Genomic DNA, 12,928 nt, shown 5'->3' with positions numbered 1-12,928 from the left:
CCGTGAGGATCCTCGTCACCGGCGGTGCCGGATTCATCGGTTCAGAGTACGTCCGCATGCTGCTGGGCGTGCCTGGTGGCACCGCCTCGGGCGTGCCCGCGGTCGACCCCGCAGGCGTGACCGTGCTCGACAAGCTCACCTACTCGGGCAACCTGGCCAACCTCGACCCGGTGCGCGACGACCCGCGGCTGCGGTTCGTGCAGGGCGACATCTGCGACGCCGCAGTGGTCGACGAGGTCGTCGCCGGGCACGACGTGATCGTGCACTTCGCGGCGGAATCGCACGTCGACCGCTCGATCGCCGGCGCTGCGCCGTTCGTCACCACAAACGTGCTCGGCACCCAGACGCTGCTGGACGCCGCGCTGCGCCACGGGACCGGCCGCTTCGTGCACGTGTCGACGGACGAGGTGTACGGGTCGATCGACGAGGGCTCCTGGACGGAGACCTGGCCCCTCGCGCCGAACTCGCCGTACTCGGCCTCGAAGGCCGGCTCCGACCTGCTCGCCCTGGCCTACCACCGCACCCACGGCATGGACGTGGTGGTCACCCGCTGCTCCAACAACTACGGGCCGTACCAGTTCCCCGAGAAGGTCATCCCGCTCTTCGTCTCCAACCTGCTCGACGGCGGCACCGTTCCGCTCTACGGCGACGGCGGCAACATCCGCGACTGGCTGCACGTGCACGACCACTGCCGGGGCATCGCGCTGGCCCAGCAGAAGGGCCGCGCCGGCGAGGTCTACAACATCGGCGGCGGCACCGAGCTGACCAACAAGGAACTGACGGGTCTGCTGCTGGAAGCCTGCGGCGCCGGCTGGGACCGGGTCGTCCCGGTGACCGACCGCAAGGGACACGACCGCCGCTACTCGCTGGACATCACCAAGATCAACCAAGAGCTGGGGTACGCCCCGAGCATCGACCTCACCGACGGTCTGGCGCAGACCGTGCAGTGGTACCGCGACAACCGCGCCTGGTGGGAGCCGCTGAAGGCGGCGCCAACCGCATGACCCGGGCGAACACCAACGTTCGGTCCCCCCGTTCCATCCCCCGACCGGCGTACAGTGTGCTAGGGCACGGCCGTTGGGCCGCCGCGGGTCTGCCACCCCTTCCGGGTCGGCACACCACCCTGGCCGCCGCGTTCGCCTCCGCCGCTCCACCCGCCCCGTGGAAGGTCGCATGAAGCTCACCCTCGTCACCGGCTTGACCGGCCTGATATTGCTGGCCACGATCGTCGAGCTGCTGCGCCGCCGGCAGCTCCGCGAGAAGTACGGCATGCTCTGGCTCTGCGTACTGGTGATCGTCATCCCGCTGTCGCTCTTCCCCCGCCTGCTGGACAACGTCGCCGAACTGCTCGGTGTCCAGTCCGGCGTGAGCCTCGTGCTCTTCCTCGGCATCGTCTTCCTGCTGCTGGTCTGTGTGCACCTCAGCTGGGAGGTCAGCGCCCTGGAGGAAGAGACCCGCACCCTGGCAGAAGACTTCGCCCTGCTGCGCGCCGAGATCGACGCGGACCGGGCGGCCCGAGACGAACTGGTGTCGCACGATGGTTAACGGCAAGCGGGTCCTGATCATCATCCCCGCCCTCAACGAGTCCGGCTCGATCGCCGACGTCGTCGGAGAGGTCCGCGGCGAACTGCCCGGCGTCGACGTGCTCGTCGTCGACGACGGTTCCACCGACCGCACCGCCGCCGTCGCCGCCGCGGCCGGCGCCCGGGTCGCCAAACTGCCGTACAACCTCGGTGTCGGCGGCGCCATGCGCCTCGGCTACCGGTACGCCCGCGACCACGACTACGACGTGGCCATCCAGATCGACGCCGACGGGCAGCACGATCCCCGGTACGTGCCGAAGCTCGTCGACCTGCTCGACGAGACCGACCTGGTGATCGGCGCCCGGTTCGCCGGCGAGGGCGACTACAGCGTCCGCGGCCCCCGCCGCTGGGCCATGGTCATGCTCTCCGGCGTCCTCTCCCGCGTCGCCCGCACCAAGCTCACCGACACCACCTCCGGGTTCCGGGCGGCCAACCGACGGGTGATCGACATGTTCGCCACCTGGTACCCCGTGGAGTACCTGGGCGACACGGTCGAGACGCTCGTGCACACCGCCCGACGCGGATACACCATCCGCCAGGTGCCGGTGGCCATGCGCAAGCGGATGGCCGGCACCCCCAGCCACTCCCCGGCCAAGGCCATGATCTACCTCGGCCGCGCCTTCGCCGTGCTCACGTTGGCGCTCATTCGCCGGTGATCCGCCGGCTCCTGAGTCTGGTCCCACCGGGCACCGTCGCCGTCGGCGCCGGCCTGGCCCTGCTGGGGCTCGCCTCCTACGTCCACCTGGCCGTCGCCGGGCACAGCCTCACCGTGGCGGACTACGGCTCCCTCTCGGTGCTCTGGACGATCGTCTTCACCCTCGGCATCGGCCTGTTCATGCCCGTCGAGCAGGAGGTCGCCCGCCTCGTCGCCGGCCGGCACAGCCAGGGCCTACCCCCCGGGCCGGTACTGGCCCGCGGGGCGGCCCTGGCGGCCGGCCTGCTCGCCGCAGTGGTCGCGCTGATCATCGCCGCCCGAGGCCCGCTCGCCGACCGGTTCTTCGCCGGCGACGGCACCATGGTCGCCGTCCTCATCGGGTCGCTCGCCGCACTCGCCGTCGCGCACACCACCCGCGGCGTGCTCTCCGGCCTGCAACTGTTCCCCTGGTACGGCACCCAGCTCGGCGTCGACGGCGGCCTGCGCATCGCCCTCGTCGCCCTGCTCGGTCTGACCGGCGTCACCAACCCCGTCTGGTTCGGCGCGGTGCTCATCGTCGCGCCGCTGATCAGTGTGGCAGTCACCGCCCCACCGATCCTGCGGGCCGTCGGCGGCGGCGTCCCCGTCGCCTGGGCCCCGCTGCTGCGCGGCCTCGGCCTGCTCACCGCCTCCAGCCTGCTCTCCCAGGTCGTCGTCAACATCGGCGTGATCAACGTCAAGGTGCTGGACCCGTCCGACGTGGCCACCGCCGGCGCCCTGCTCTCCGCACTGGTGCTGGTCCGGATCCCGCTGTTCGTCTTCGCCTCACTGCAGGCGTCCCTGCTCCCCGGCCTCGCCACCACCGCCACCACCGGCGACCGCACCGCCTTCAACAGCCTCCTACGCCGGGCCCTGGGCGTCGTCACGGCGCTCGGCCTCACCGGCGCCGTACTCGCCGTCCTGCTCGGCCCGTGGCTGGTGCAGACCCTGTTCGACGCGCCCGACGTCCTCGGCCACGGCGACTTCGCCTGGCTCGCCGCGGCCACCCTCGCCTACCTCTGGGCGATGGTCCTCGGCCAGGCGCTGCTCGCCCTCGACCGGCACCGGGCGCAGGCCGCCGCCTGGGCCGTCGGCGTGGCCGCTCTCGTCGTCGCCACCCTCGCCCCGGTCGCCACCGCGCTACGCGTCGAACTCGGCTACGCCATCGGCTCCGTGGTCGTCGCCGCCACCATGGCCGCACTGCTGCGCGGCACCCGCAGCGCCGGCACCACACCCGTTGCCGCCCCGCACCGCGAGGCCGTCACCCAGGGGTGACCGGAGGCACCTGCCGCAGAAGACATACGGCGGGCATTCGGGAGACACGAAACGGCGGGCGGCCCAGGAAACTGGCCGCCCGCCGACATGTTCGGTCCTACTTGCCGTCCGCCGGCTTGTCCTCCAGGTCGGCGGAGCCCGCCGACGTCGTCGGCTTGTGCCCCTCCGTGGTCGGCTGCGACGGCGTGTCCGGGCCACCCGCCTCGGCCGGCTGCTCCGCGTCCGCGACATCACCGTCGAGCAGCGACGTCAGCGCCGCGCCCGTGATCCGGCGGAACGTCCGACCCACCCGCTGGCGGTCCAGCACCGCCACCTCGAGCTGGTTGGCGGCGATCGTGCGGGCCGCGCCGCCCTCACCGCCGACGGTGCTCAACGCCTGCACCGCCACCCGCGCCGCCTCACCGAGGGACATGTCCGCCCGATGCTGCGACTTCAGCACACCGGTGATCGCCTCGGCCTGGCCACCCATGGCCATCCGGCCCGGCTCGTCGTTGACCGACCCGTCATAGGTGAGCCGGTACAGCTCGTCGTCGTCCGGAGTCGCCCCGACCTCCGCCACGCAGATCTCCACCTCGAACGGCTTCGACTGCTCGGTGAAGATCGCACCGAGCGTCTGCGCGAACGCGTTGGCGAGCGCCCGCCCGGTGACGTCACGCCGGTCGTAGCTGAGGCCGTTCAGGTCGGCCATCCGCACGCCGGCCCGGCGCAGGTTCTCGAACTCGTTGTACCGACCGACGGCGGCGAAGCCGATCCGGTCGTAGATCTCACTGACCTTGTGCAGGGCGCTGGAGAGGTTCTCCGCGACGAAGAGCACCCCGCCGGAGTAGCTCAGGACCACCGCGCTGCGACCCCGGGCGATGCCCTTGCGGGCCAGCTCGGAGCGGTCGCGCATGATCTGTTCGGGCGAGGCGTAGAACTGCATGGCCACGGCGGCGGTTCTCCTTACGGCACTGTGCTGACGACTGCTGACTGGTGGGGGTGGACGGGGCTCAACCGCCCGGGTTCTCCATCCGGCCGGCGACCACACCCTCGGCGATCGCCGCCGTCTCGGTGTCGGTCAACCGGCGGGTGCCCTCGGCGGTAGCGGTCATCACCACCGGATAGATCCGGCGGGTCAGGTCCGGCCCGCCGGTCGCGGTGTCGTCGTCGGCCGCGTCGTAGAGCGCCTCGACCGCGAGCCGGGTCGCGTCGTCGACGGACAGGCCGGCCCGGAAACGCTTCTTCAGCGCCGACTTGGCGAAGAGCGAACCGGAGCCGATCGCGTCGTACCCGGTCTCCTCGTACGGGCCGCCGGTCACGTCGAAGCTGAAGATCCGCCCCGCCCGCGCCGGCTCGGCGGCCGCCAGGTCGAAGCCGGCGAACAGCGGAACCACGGCGAGGCCCTGCATGGCCGCGCCCAGGTTGCCCCGGATCATCGACGCCAGCCGGTTGGCCTTGCCGTCGAGCGAGAGCATCGCGCCCTCGATCTTCTCGTAGTGCTCCAGCTCCACCTGGAACAGTCGCATCAGCTCGATGCCGATGCCCGCGGTGCCCGCGATGCCGACAAGCGAGTACGCGTCGGCGGGGTGCACCTTCTCGATGTCGCGCTGGGCGATCAGGTTGCCCATGGTGGCCCGTCGGTCGCCGGCCATCACCACACCGCCGGCGGCCGAGATCGCCACGATGGTGGTCGCGTGCGGCGCCAGATCGGCGGCCATGCCCGGCGGCAACGGCCGACGGCCGGGCAGCATCTCGGGCGCCACCCGGCTCAGAAACGTGGTGAAGGAGGACGTCCCCGCGTTGGTGAACACATCTGGTAGACGCCCGGATGGATCAAAGCCCGCTGCCACGTGGTTCCTCTCAGGTACGTGATCGCCCTGGCCAGCCTCGTAGGACTGTCACGGAACTGGCCAAGACCACCGTTGCAGTTGAAGCAGAGTATCCCGCGCACCCATCCGGTGCGATGGTCGTGGTCCAGATGTTGCGGGTCCGCGCCGCCGCAGATCGCGCAGACCCCGCCCTGCTCGGCCAGGAGCTCCTGAAACTCCTTCTCCCCGATGCCGTACCGCCGCCGCAGGTGGTACTCGCGCGTCCCACCGTAGAGCCGTTGCGCGGTCTCCTTGCCACGGGCATTATGGCAGGGTTTGCAGTAGCTGTGCCGGCCGCTCGCCTTGGTCGTTGTGGTGGGGAAATCCTCCAGCGGCTTGATCTGCTCGCAGTCCGGACACCACTTGAGACCCTCGCCGACGGGCGTGGGCGACCGTCGCTGCGGGGCAATGCCCCGCCTACGCCGGCTCGCCGCGGACCGGAGAGCGGCGCAGACTTTGCAGTAGAACGCGAGACCGTCTACCCGCCGACGGTCTCGGTGGAAGTCCGTGCTGGGCAGCACCCTCTTGCACTGAGGGCACGCCTTGTCCGGAGGGTCCGGCGAATCGGACATTTAGTCCTATTCCCCCCCTTTCTGGACGTAACCCCTCACGAACTCCTCTGCGTTTTCCTCCAGGACGGAGTCGATCTCGTCGAGCAGGTCGTCGACGTCCTCGCTGATCTCGGCGTGCCGCTCGGCCACCTCGGGGTTGGCCTCCGTGGTGACGTCCTCGATCTCCTCGCCCTGGCGGGACTTGCCGGACTGCGACTGGCCGCCGCTGTCATGAGTGGCCATTGCTGCCTCCTCCACGATCGTCTGCGATGAACTTACCTCGCTGGGACGACGAAAAGCCCGCCGCGCGCCGGCTTGCGGCGCACAGCGGGCATTCGGGATCGCGTTCAGCCGCCGGTAAGCGTCTCCAACAGGTCCTTGGCGCTGGCGCAGCGGTCGAACAGGGCGCCGACGTGGGCGCGGGTGCCCCGCTCCGGCTCCATCATCGGCACCCGGACCAGCGACTCCCGACCCACGTCGAAGATCACCGAGTCCCAGCTCGCGGCGACCACCTCGGAGGCGTACTGGGCGAGGCAGCGGCCACGGAAGTAGGCCCGGGTGTCCTCCGGGGGCTCGGTCATGGCCCTGCGGGTCTCCTCGTCGGTGAGCAGCGTCTTCATCGCCCCCCGGGAGACCAGCCGGTTGTAGAGGCCCTTCTCCGGGCGTACGTCGGAGTACTGCAGGTCGACGAGTTGGAGCTTGTGCGAGCCCCAGCCGAGCTTCTCCCGCTCCCGGTAGCCCTCCAGCAGCCGCAGCTTGGCCACCCAGTCCAGCTCGTCCGCACAGAGCATCGGGTCGCGGCCGAGCCGGTCCAGCACGTCCTCCCACCGGTCCAGCACGTCGGCGGTCTGCTCGTCGACGTCGGTGCCGTAGCGGTCGTCGACAAAGGACCGCACCCGCTCCAGGTACGCCCACTGCACGTCGAGGGCGGTCAGCCGGCGGCCGTCGCGCAGCCTCATGAGGTGCGACAGGGACGGGTCGTGGCTGACCGCGCGGAGTTCGCTGACCGGGTCGGCGATGCCGAGGTCCGCGCCGAGCGCCTTCTCCTCGATCATGGTGAGGATCAGCGCGGTGGTGCCCACCTTGAGGTAGGTGGAGATCTCGGAGAGGTTGGCGTCGCCGATGATGACGTGCAGCCGGCGGTACTTGTCGGCGTCGGCGTGCGGCTCGTCGCGGGTGTTGATGATCGGCCGCTTGAGGGTGGTCTCCAGCCCGACCTCGACCTCGAAGAAGTCGGCGCGCTGGGAGATCTGGAAGCCGCTCTGCCCGCCGTCCTGCCCGATGCCGACGCGGCCGGCGCCGCAGACGATCTGGCGGGTCACGAAGAACGGCGTCAGGTACGCCACGATGTCGGCGAACGGGGTCTGCCGGCGCATCAAATAGTTCTCGTGGGCGCCGTAGCTGGCGCCCTTGTTGTCGGTGTTGTTCTTGTAGAGGTGGATCGGCTGGCTGCCGGGGATGGTGGCGGCCCGGCGGGACGCCTCGGCCATGACCCGCTCCCCGGCCTTGTCCCAGCGCACGATGTCGCGCGGGGTGGTGACCTCGGGGGTGGAGTATTCGGGGTGGGCGTGGTCCACGTACAGGCGTGCGCCGTTGGTGAGTATCACGTTGGCCAGGCCCAGGTCCTCGTCGGCGAGGGCCTCGGCGGGGTCGTACGCGGCCCCGGAGTAGGTGAAGCCGCGGGCGTCGCGCAGCGGCGACTCCTCCTCGTAGTCCCAGCGTGCGCGGCCGCCCCGGTTGAGCTCGGGCCGGGCCCCGTAGGCGTTGACCACCTGGGACGAGGTGACCATCGGGTTGGCTCCGGCCTGGCCGGGCACGGAGATGCCGTATTCGACCTCGGTGCCCATGATCCGTCTTACGCTCATCGACCTACCCGCTTCGCTCGCCCGACCCGGTCCCCCGTCATGTCGAGCGTAGTCCGACTGTTCGGGGACGGGGGCACGCCGGTGCGGGCGGGTTACGGGTGTCGTGCCGGTGGGCGGCGCGCTCAGTACTTGATGATCATCGGCACGGTGGTGACCCGGGAGCGCAGTTCGGGGTACCTGGTGAGCAGACTGTCGACGCGTCGTCGCGCGGCCGGGTCGCTGATCAGCAGCCGGATCGGGCCGGACGTTTCGCGCAGCATCCTGCGGGTGCGCTCGGGTTCCTCGAACACGGGCAGGTAGATGGCGGGCTCGGTCTGCGCGGTGGTGGCCTGCAGCGCGGACAGGCAGATCGATTCGACGTAACCGCGGTAGGCGGTGCGGTCCAGCACGACGGTGACGGTGCCCTGCTGGGCGGGGTGACGGCGGTACGCGGCGGCGCAGACCTGGGCCACCCTCGGCGGCTTGTCGACGCTGCGCCGGACCCAGAGCTGGGTCCAGCTCTGCTTGTCGACCACGAGCAGGCTGCCGCGCCAGCCGGTGAGCCCGCAGAGGGTCACGACGGTGAGCACGGCCAGGGCGGCGGCGAGCACGGGTGGCGCGGCGGCGCGGATCCGGTCGCGACGGTCGGCGTCGGACGGCACGGGCAGCAGCCGGACCAGGGCGGCGGTGCCGACGACCAGCAGGACGGTGGCGAGGTGGGTGCCCTTCATGAAGTAGTAGGCGGGTTGGACGCCGGCGAGGATGTTGGCCAGGGCGATGGCGAGGGCGAATCCGACCGCCACCAGTACGGCGGCGAGGTGGCGGCGCCAGGCCCGGTCGGCGCGGCGGGCCTGGATCACGAGGGCGATCAGCACGATCGGGGTGAGGCCGAGCAGCGCACGCCACGCCTCGGCGAGTTCCGGGCCGGCCTTGGCGTCGAGCGCTTCGGTCTGGCTGTCGCCGAGGACGCCGAGCAGCAGGGGCAGCGGGGCGAGCAGTGCGGTGACGAGGCCGACGGCGAGCAGCGTCCGGCGGACCTGGGACAGCTCGCGGCGGTGGGCGACGAGCCAGCCGAGAACGAGCAGCCCGGCCGGCGGGAGGAACAGATAGTAGGTGAAGCCGATGCCGACGAGCAGGGCGGCCAGCAGCAGGAGTTGTTCCCGGTTGCCGGCGAGGGGGCGGACGACCAGGGCGGTCAGCGCGACGGCGAGGGTGAGGCCGAGCACCTCGCTGGGGTAGCCGGCGATCAGCAGGCGGGGCATCTGGCTGCCGAGGACGAGCGCGCCGACGACGACGGTCAGGACGACCCGGTGCAACGGGTGCAGGGGGCCGGGCAGTCGCTGGGCGGCCCAGAACAGGGTGAGCGTGAGCAGACCGAAGGTGGCGAGGCACCACCACCCGTAGTGGGTGAGGCTGCTGATCCCGCTGGGCGTGCCGGTGGCCGAGCGCAGGTGCGTGTCGAGGAGCGCCGTGGTGAGGTGCCAGCCCTGCGGGTAGCGGACGAGCACCGAGACGATGTGGTCGCGGGAGCCCGCCGGGTCGAGGAAGACGTACCCGCCGAGCCGGCCGATGGCGTCGACGAGGGCGACGTGGCGGAAGTTGTCCTCACCGAGGGCGAGCAGGCTGAGTCGGCCGGCGAGGGTGCCGGCGCGCAGCCAGGGCTGGGCGAGATAGCCGACGGCGCCGGCGGTGGCGATGATCGGCAGCAGGTCGGTCCAGTTAGGGCGCGGCAGGGTGGGACGTCGGCCGGTGGCCGCCGCGATGAGTGTGAGCGCCGTCAGCGCGGTGCCGCTGACCGCGACCGGGTGCAGCCCCCACGGCCAGACCGTGAAGAGCAGGCCGGCGACCGTGGTGGCGCCGACGAGCAGCAGAGTGCCGAGCAGCAGGCGGTCGAGCAGGGTCCGGCCGCCGCGCAGCAGGCTGGCCGTGGCCAGCAGCACGAGCGGGGGCAGCAGCCAGGCCAGGTGCAGGGGGTACGCCGCCGCGGGGATCAGCCAGGCTGCCGCGAGGGCGATGAGCACCGAACGGGACGGGCGGACGGGCGGCGGGGTGCCCGGGTCGACCGCGGTGTGTGCCGGCGGGGCGGTGACGGTGAGCTCGGACGGCACGCGGGTCCTCGACGGGTCGATGGAGGGGGGCGCCACAGCGTACCGGCTGCGGTCGGGCGAGTGGGGGCGGCCGCGTAACGGGTGGGGCCCGGGACGCGTCGCGTCCCGGGCCCGCTGGTGTCACCGTTTGCTCAGAGGTACTGGCCGGTGTTGCTGGCGGTCTCGATGGACCGGCCGGCCTCGGCGCCCTTGCCGCCGGAGACGAGCGTGCGGATGTAGACGATCCGCTCGCCCTTCTTGCCGGAGATGCGGGCCCAGTCGTCGGGGTTGGTGGTGTTGGGGAGGTCCTCGTTCTCGCGGAACTCGTCGACGCAGGCGTCGAGCAGGTGTTGCAGGCGCAGGCCCTTGCGAGCGGAGGTGAGGAATTCCTTGATGGCCATCTTCTTGCTCCGGTCGACGATGTTCTGGATCATCGCGCCGGAGTTGAAGTCCTTGAAGTAGAGGACTTCCTTGTCACCGTTGGCGTAGGTGACCTCGAGGAAGCGGTTCTCCTCGGTTTCGGAGTACATCCGCAGCACCACGGCGTCGATCATCGCGGCGACGGTGGCCTGGGGGTCGGCTCCGTGTTCGGCGAGGTCGTCCGGGTGCAGCGGCAGCCCGGAGAGGATGTACTTGGAGAAGATGTCCTTCGCCGCCTCGGCGTCCGGTCGCTCGATCTTGATCTTCACATCGAGCCGACCGGGGCGCAGGATCGCCGGGTCGATCATGTCTTCCCGGTTGGAGGCGCCGATGACGATGACGTTCTCCAGGCCCTCCACGCCGTCGATCTCGCTGAGCAGCTGCGGGACGATCGTGTTCTCCACGTCGGAGGAGACGCCGGAGCCGCGGGTGCGGAAGATCGAGTCCATCTCGTCGAAGAACACGATCACCGGGGTGCCCTCGCCGGCCTTCTCCCGAGCCCGCTGGAAGATCAGCCGGATGTGCCGCTCGGTCTCGCCGACGTACTTGTTGAGCAGCTCCGGGCCCTTGATGTTGAGGAAGAAGCTGGTGTGCTTCTCCTTGCCCTGCCGCTCGGCGATCTTCTTGGCCAGCGAGTTGGCCACCGCCTTGGCGATAAGCGTCTTGCCGCAGCCGGGCGGGCCGTAGAGCAAGATGCCCTTGGGCGGGCGGAGCTGGTGCTCGCGGAACAGGTCCGCGTGCAGGAACGGCAACTCCACCGCGTCGCGGATCTGCTCGATCTGCGACTGGAGGCCACCGATGTCGCCGTAGTCGACGTCGGGCACCTCCTCCAGGACCAGCTCCTCGACCTCGCTCTTCGGGATCCGCTCGTACGCGTACGCCGAGCGGGGCTCGATCATGAGCGAGTCGCCGGCCCGGATCGCCGAGCCGATGAGCGTCTCGGCGAGGTGCACGATGCGCTCCTCGTCGGAGTGGGAGACCACAAGCGCCCGGTCGCCCGGCCCGCCGTTCGGTCCCTCCAGGATCTCCTTGAGCATCACGACCTCACCGACCCGCTCGTACCCGAACGCGTCGACGATGTTGAGCGCGTCGTTGAGCAGGACCTCCTGGCCGCGGCGCAACTCGTCCACGTCCAGTGAGGGCGAGACGGCTACCCGCAGCTTGCGGCCGCCGGTGAAGACGTCCACCGTCCCGTCGTCGTGCTTGGCCAGGAAGACTCCGTAGCCACTCGGCGGCTGCGCGAGCCGGTCGATCTCCTCCTTGAGCGTGACGATCTGCGTGCGAGCCTCCTTGAGGGTGCTCACCAGCCGGTCGTTGTTCTCGGTCAGCCGCGCCAACTGTGCCTGGGTGGCCGCCAGCCGCTCTTCGAGCTGCCGGACGTGTCGGGGGCTTTCGGTCAACTTACGCCGCACCAGAGCGAGTTCCTCCTGAAGGAACGCGACCTGCGTGGAGAGATCGTGGGCTTCCTTCTCCCACCGTGCGGCGCGCGAGTCCGCGTCGTCGCTGCGTGCTGCCACGTCCCACCTCCCCGGGGGGCTTGAACGTTCTGACCTAACACTAGCCGCTATGAGCCCGATTCGGTCCCACGCAACACCCTCGTCACCGAACCTTGATCGCCACGGGTGGCCCGGCGGGCCGGTACGGGCGTTCGGGTACCGTCGGAGGCTGGTACGGGAGAACATGGGGGGTGCACCGGTGGCCGAGGTCGCGACCGACCAGTTGCAGGTCTGGGTGGACCAGGATCTCTGCACGGGTGACGGGCTCTGCGTGCAGTACGCGCCGGAGGTTTTCGAGTTCGACATCGACGGCCTGGCGTACGTCAAGGGCGTCGACGGTGAGCTGCGGATGGCGCCGGGCAGCCGGGTGGACGTGCCCGCGCACCTGCGCCTCGAGGTGATCGACTCCGCGAAGGAGTGTCCGGGCGACTGCATCCACGTGGTGCGCGGCGACGGTGTCGAGGTCGCCGGGCCGGACGCCGAGGACGACTGAGCCCGACGGGAGCCGACGTCGCGCCGTCCGCGCGGCGCCGGCTCCACCCGTCCGGTGTACGTCCTCAGAGCATCGGGCGGCCGACCACCGACGCCACCAGCCGGGCGAACTCCTCCAGCCGGGCGATCTGCCCGGCGCCGCCGTCGTCGAGGGTCTTGCCGAAGCGCAGCGCGTCGTGCCGGGGCGTACCCGCCATCTCCTCGCTCGGCGGCGCCTCGTCCAGCGAGGTGAGCAGCAGGTAGACGTCGATGCTGTCGACCCGGATCTCGCCGCTGTCGGAGCGGTTGAGCCGCCGCCGGCAGCCCACCTCGGTGACCGTGGAGACCGGCACGACCCGCAGCGACGACGTCATCGAGCCCGGCGGGCCCTCCCCCGGCGGCACGTCCTCACCGTGCCAGAGGATCAGCCGGCTGCCGTCGCAGACGACGACCTCCTGCCACACGCCGTTGACCTCGTTGACGAACCGTTCCAGGGTGAAGCCGAGCACCGAGGCGCCGCGCAGCACCCCGCCGAGCGCCTCCAGGGCGACGTCCGGGTCGCGCAGATAGGCCCGCGCCGCCGACTCCAGGTCCTGATAGGGCGACCAGTCCGGAAACACGGCGGGCAGGTCGCCGCCGCCGTAACCCGGTCGGCTCATGCCGCCGCCTCCCCCCGCTCGC

Annotated in this window: 13 protein-coding genes; 5 read left to right on the top strand and 8 right to left on the bottom strand. The window is 70.8% G+C overall.

The genetic code is table 11. The annotated features are described in order from the left end of the window. The first annotated feature begins 2 nt into the window (after nt 1–2). The 4 genes from rfbB (at nt 3) to MILUP08_RS17245 (ending at nt 3,531) form a co-directional block, all read left to right on the top strand. The gene (gene rfbB / locus MILUP08_RS17260; protein WP_007459923.1) at nt 3–1,004 is read left to right on the top strand and encodes a dTDP-glucose 4,6-dehydratase; all 1,002 of its coding nucleotides are present in this window, start codon (nt 3–5) and stop codon (nt 1,002–1,004) included. Between the two features lie 169 nt (nt 1,005–1,173). Beyond that, the gene (locus MILUP08_RS17255) at nt 1,174–1,545 is read left to right on the top strand and encodes a DUF2304 domain-containing protein (RefSeq protein ID WP_007459918.1); all 372 of its coding nucleotides are present in this window, start codon (nt 1,174–1,176) and stop codon (nt 1,543–1,545) included. After that, entirely contained in the window at nt 1,538–2,239 is a 702-nt protein-coding gene (locus MILUP08_RS17250) for a glycosyltransferase family 2 protein (protein WP_007459917.1), read from the top strand. Before MILUP08_RS17255 ends, MILUP08_RS17250 begins: the two co-directional genes overlap by 8 nt. After that, nucleotides 2,236–3,531 (top strand): polysaccharide biosynthesis protein, encoded by a 1,296-nt coding sequence (locus MILUP08_RS17245; RefSeq protein ID WP_007459914.1) that lies wholly within the window; start codon nt 2,236–2,238, stop codon nt 3,529–3,531. The genes MILUP08_RS17250 and MILUP08_RS17245 overlap by 4 nt, the downstream gene beginning before the upstream one ends. Nucleotides 3,532–3,628: 97 nt before the next feature. On the opposite strand, the gene prcA is transcribed toward MILUP08_RS17245, so the two are convergent. The 7 genes from prcA to arc form a co-directional block, all read right to left on the bottom strand. Continuing rightward, nucleotides 3,629–4,459, bottom strand: coding sequence for a proteasome subunit alpha (gene prcA / locus MILUP08_RS17240; protein ID WP_007459912.1), 831 nt, complete (start codon nt 4,457–4,459; stop codon nt 3,629–3,631). A 61-nt stretch (nt 4,460–4,520) separates the two neighbouring features. Next, nucleotides 4,521–5,360 (bottom strand): proteasome subunit beta, encoded by an 840-nt coding sequence (gene prcB / locus MILUP08_RS17235; RefSeq protein ID WP_039906173.1) that lies wholly within the window; start codon nt 5,358–5,360, stop codon nt 4,521–4,523. Continuing rightward, nucleotides 5,279–5,950: an endonuclease VII domain-containing protein gene (locus MILUP08_RS34670; RefSeq protein WP_007459909.1), complete on the bottom strand. Its 672-nt coding sequence runs from the start codon at nt 5,948–5,950 to the stop codon at nt 5,279–5,281. Before MILUP08_RS34670 ends, prcB begins: the two co-directional genes overlap by 82 nt. Before the next feature lie 6 nt (nt 5,951–5,956). Beyond that, nucleotides 5,957–6,172, bottom strand: coding sequence for a ubiquitin-like protein Pup (locus MILUP08_RS17225; RefSeq protein WP_007459907.1), 216 nt, complete (start codon nt 6,170–6,172; stop codon nt 5,957–5,959). 104 nt (nt 6,173–6,276) lie between these two features. Then, nucleotides 6,277–7,794 carry a depupylase/deamidase Dop gene (gene dop / locus MILUP08_RS17220; protein WP_039906169.1) on the bottom strand — a complete coding sequence of 506 codons (1,518 nt, stop codon included), beginning with the start codon at nt 7,792–7,794 and terminating at the stop codon, nt 6,277–6,279. A 122-nt stretch (nt 7,795–7,916) separates the two neighbouring features. Further along, the gene (locus MILUP08_RS17215) at nt 7,917–9,881 is read right to left on the bottom strand and encodes a hypothetical protein (RefSeq protein ID WP_007459904.1); all 1,965 of its coding nucleotides are present in this window, start codon (nt 9,879–9,881) and stop codon (nt 7,917–7,919) included. Between the two features lie 131 nt (nt 9,882–10,012). Continuing rightward, a complete protein-coding gene (arc, locus tag MILUP08_RS17210) occupies nt 10,013–11,797 on the bottom strand; it encodes a proteasome ATPase (RefSeq protein WP_007459903.1) in 1,785 nt (594 codons plus the stop codon). A gap of 178 nt (nt 11,798–11,975) precedes the next feature. On the opposite strand from arc, the gene MILUP08_RS17205 reads away from it, so the two are divergent. Next, the gene (locus tag MILUP08_RS17205; RefSeq protein ID WP_039908212.1) at nt 11,976–12,269 is read left to right on the top strand and encodes a ferredoxin; all 294 of its coding nucleotides are present in this window, start codon (nt 11,976–11,978) and stop codon (nt 12,267–12,269) included. 64 nt (nt 12,270–12,333) lie between these two features. Here the strand turns inward: MILUP08_RS17205 and MILUP08_RS17200 are convergent, their stop codons facing one another. Continuing rightward, nucleotides 12,334–12,906: a hypothetical protein gene (locus tag MILUP08_RS17200; RefSeq protein WP_007459901.1), complete on the bottom strand. Its 573-nt coding sequence runs from the start codon at nt 12,904–12,906 to the stop codon at nt 12,334–12,336. Nucleotides 12,907–12,928 lie beyond the last annotated feature (22 nt).

Source organism: Micromonospora lupini str. Lupac 08 (assembly GCF_000297395.2).
In the GTDB taxonomy this organism is placed as follows: Bacteria; Actinomycetota; Actinomycetes; order Mycobacteriales; family Micromonosporaceae; genus Micromonospora; species Micromonospora lupini.
This window is presented reverse-complemented; position numbering and strand designations above follow the sequence as displayed.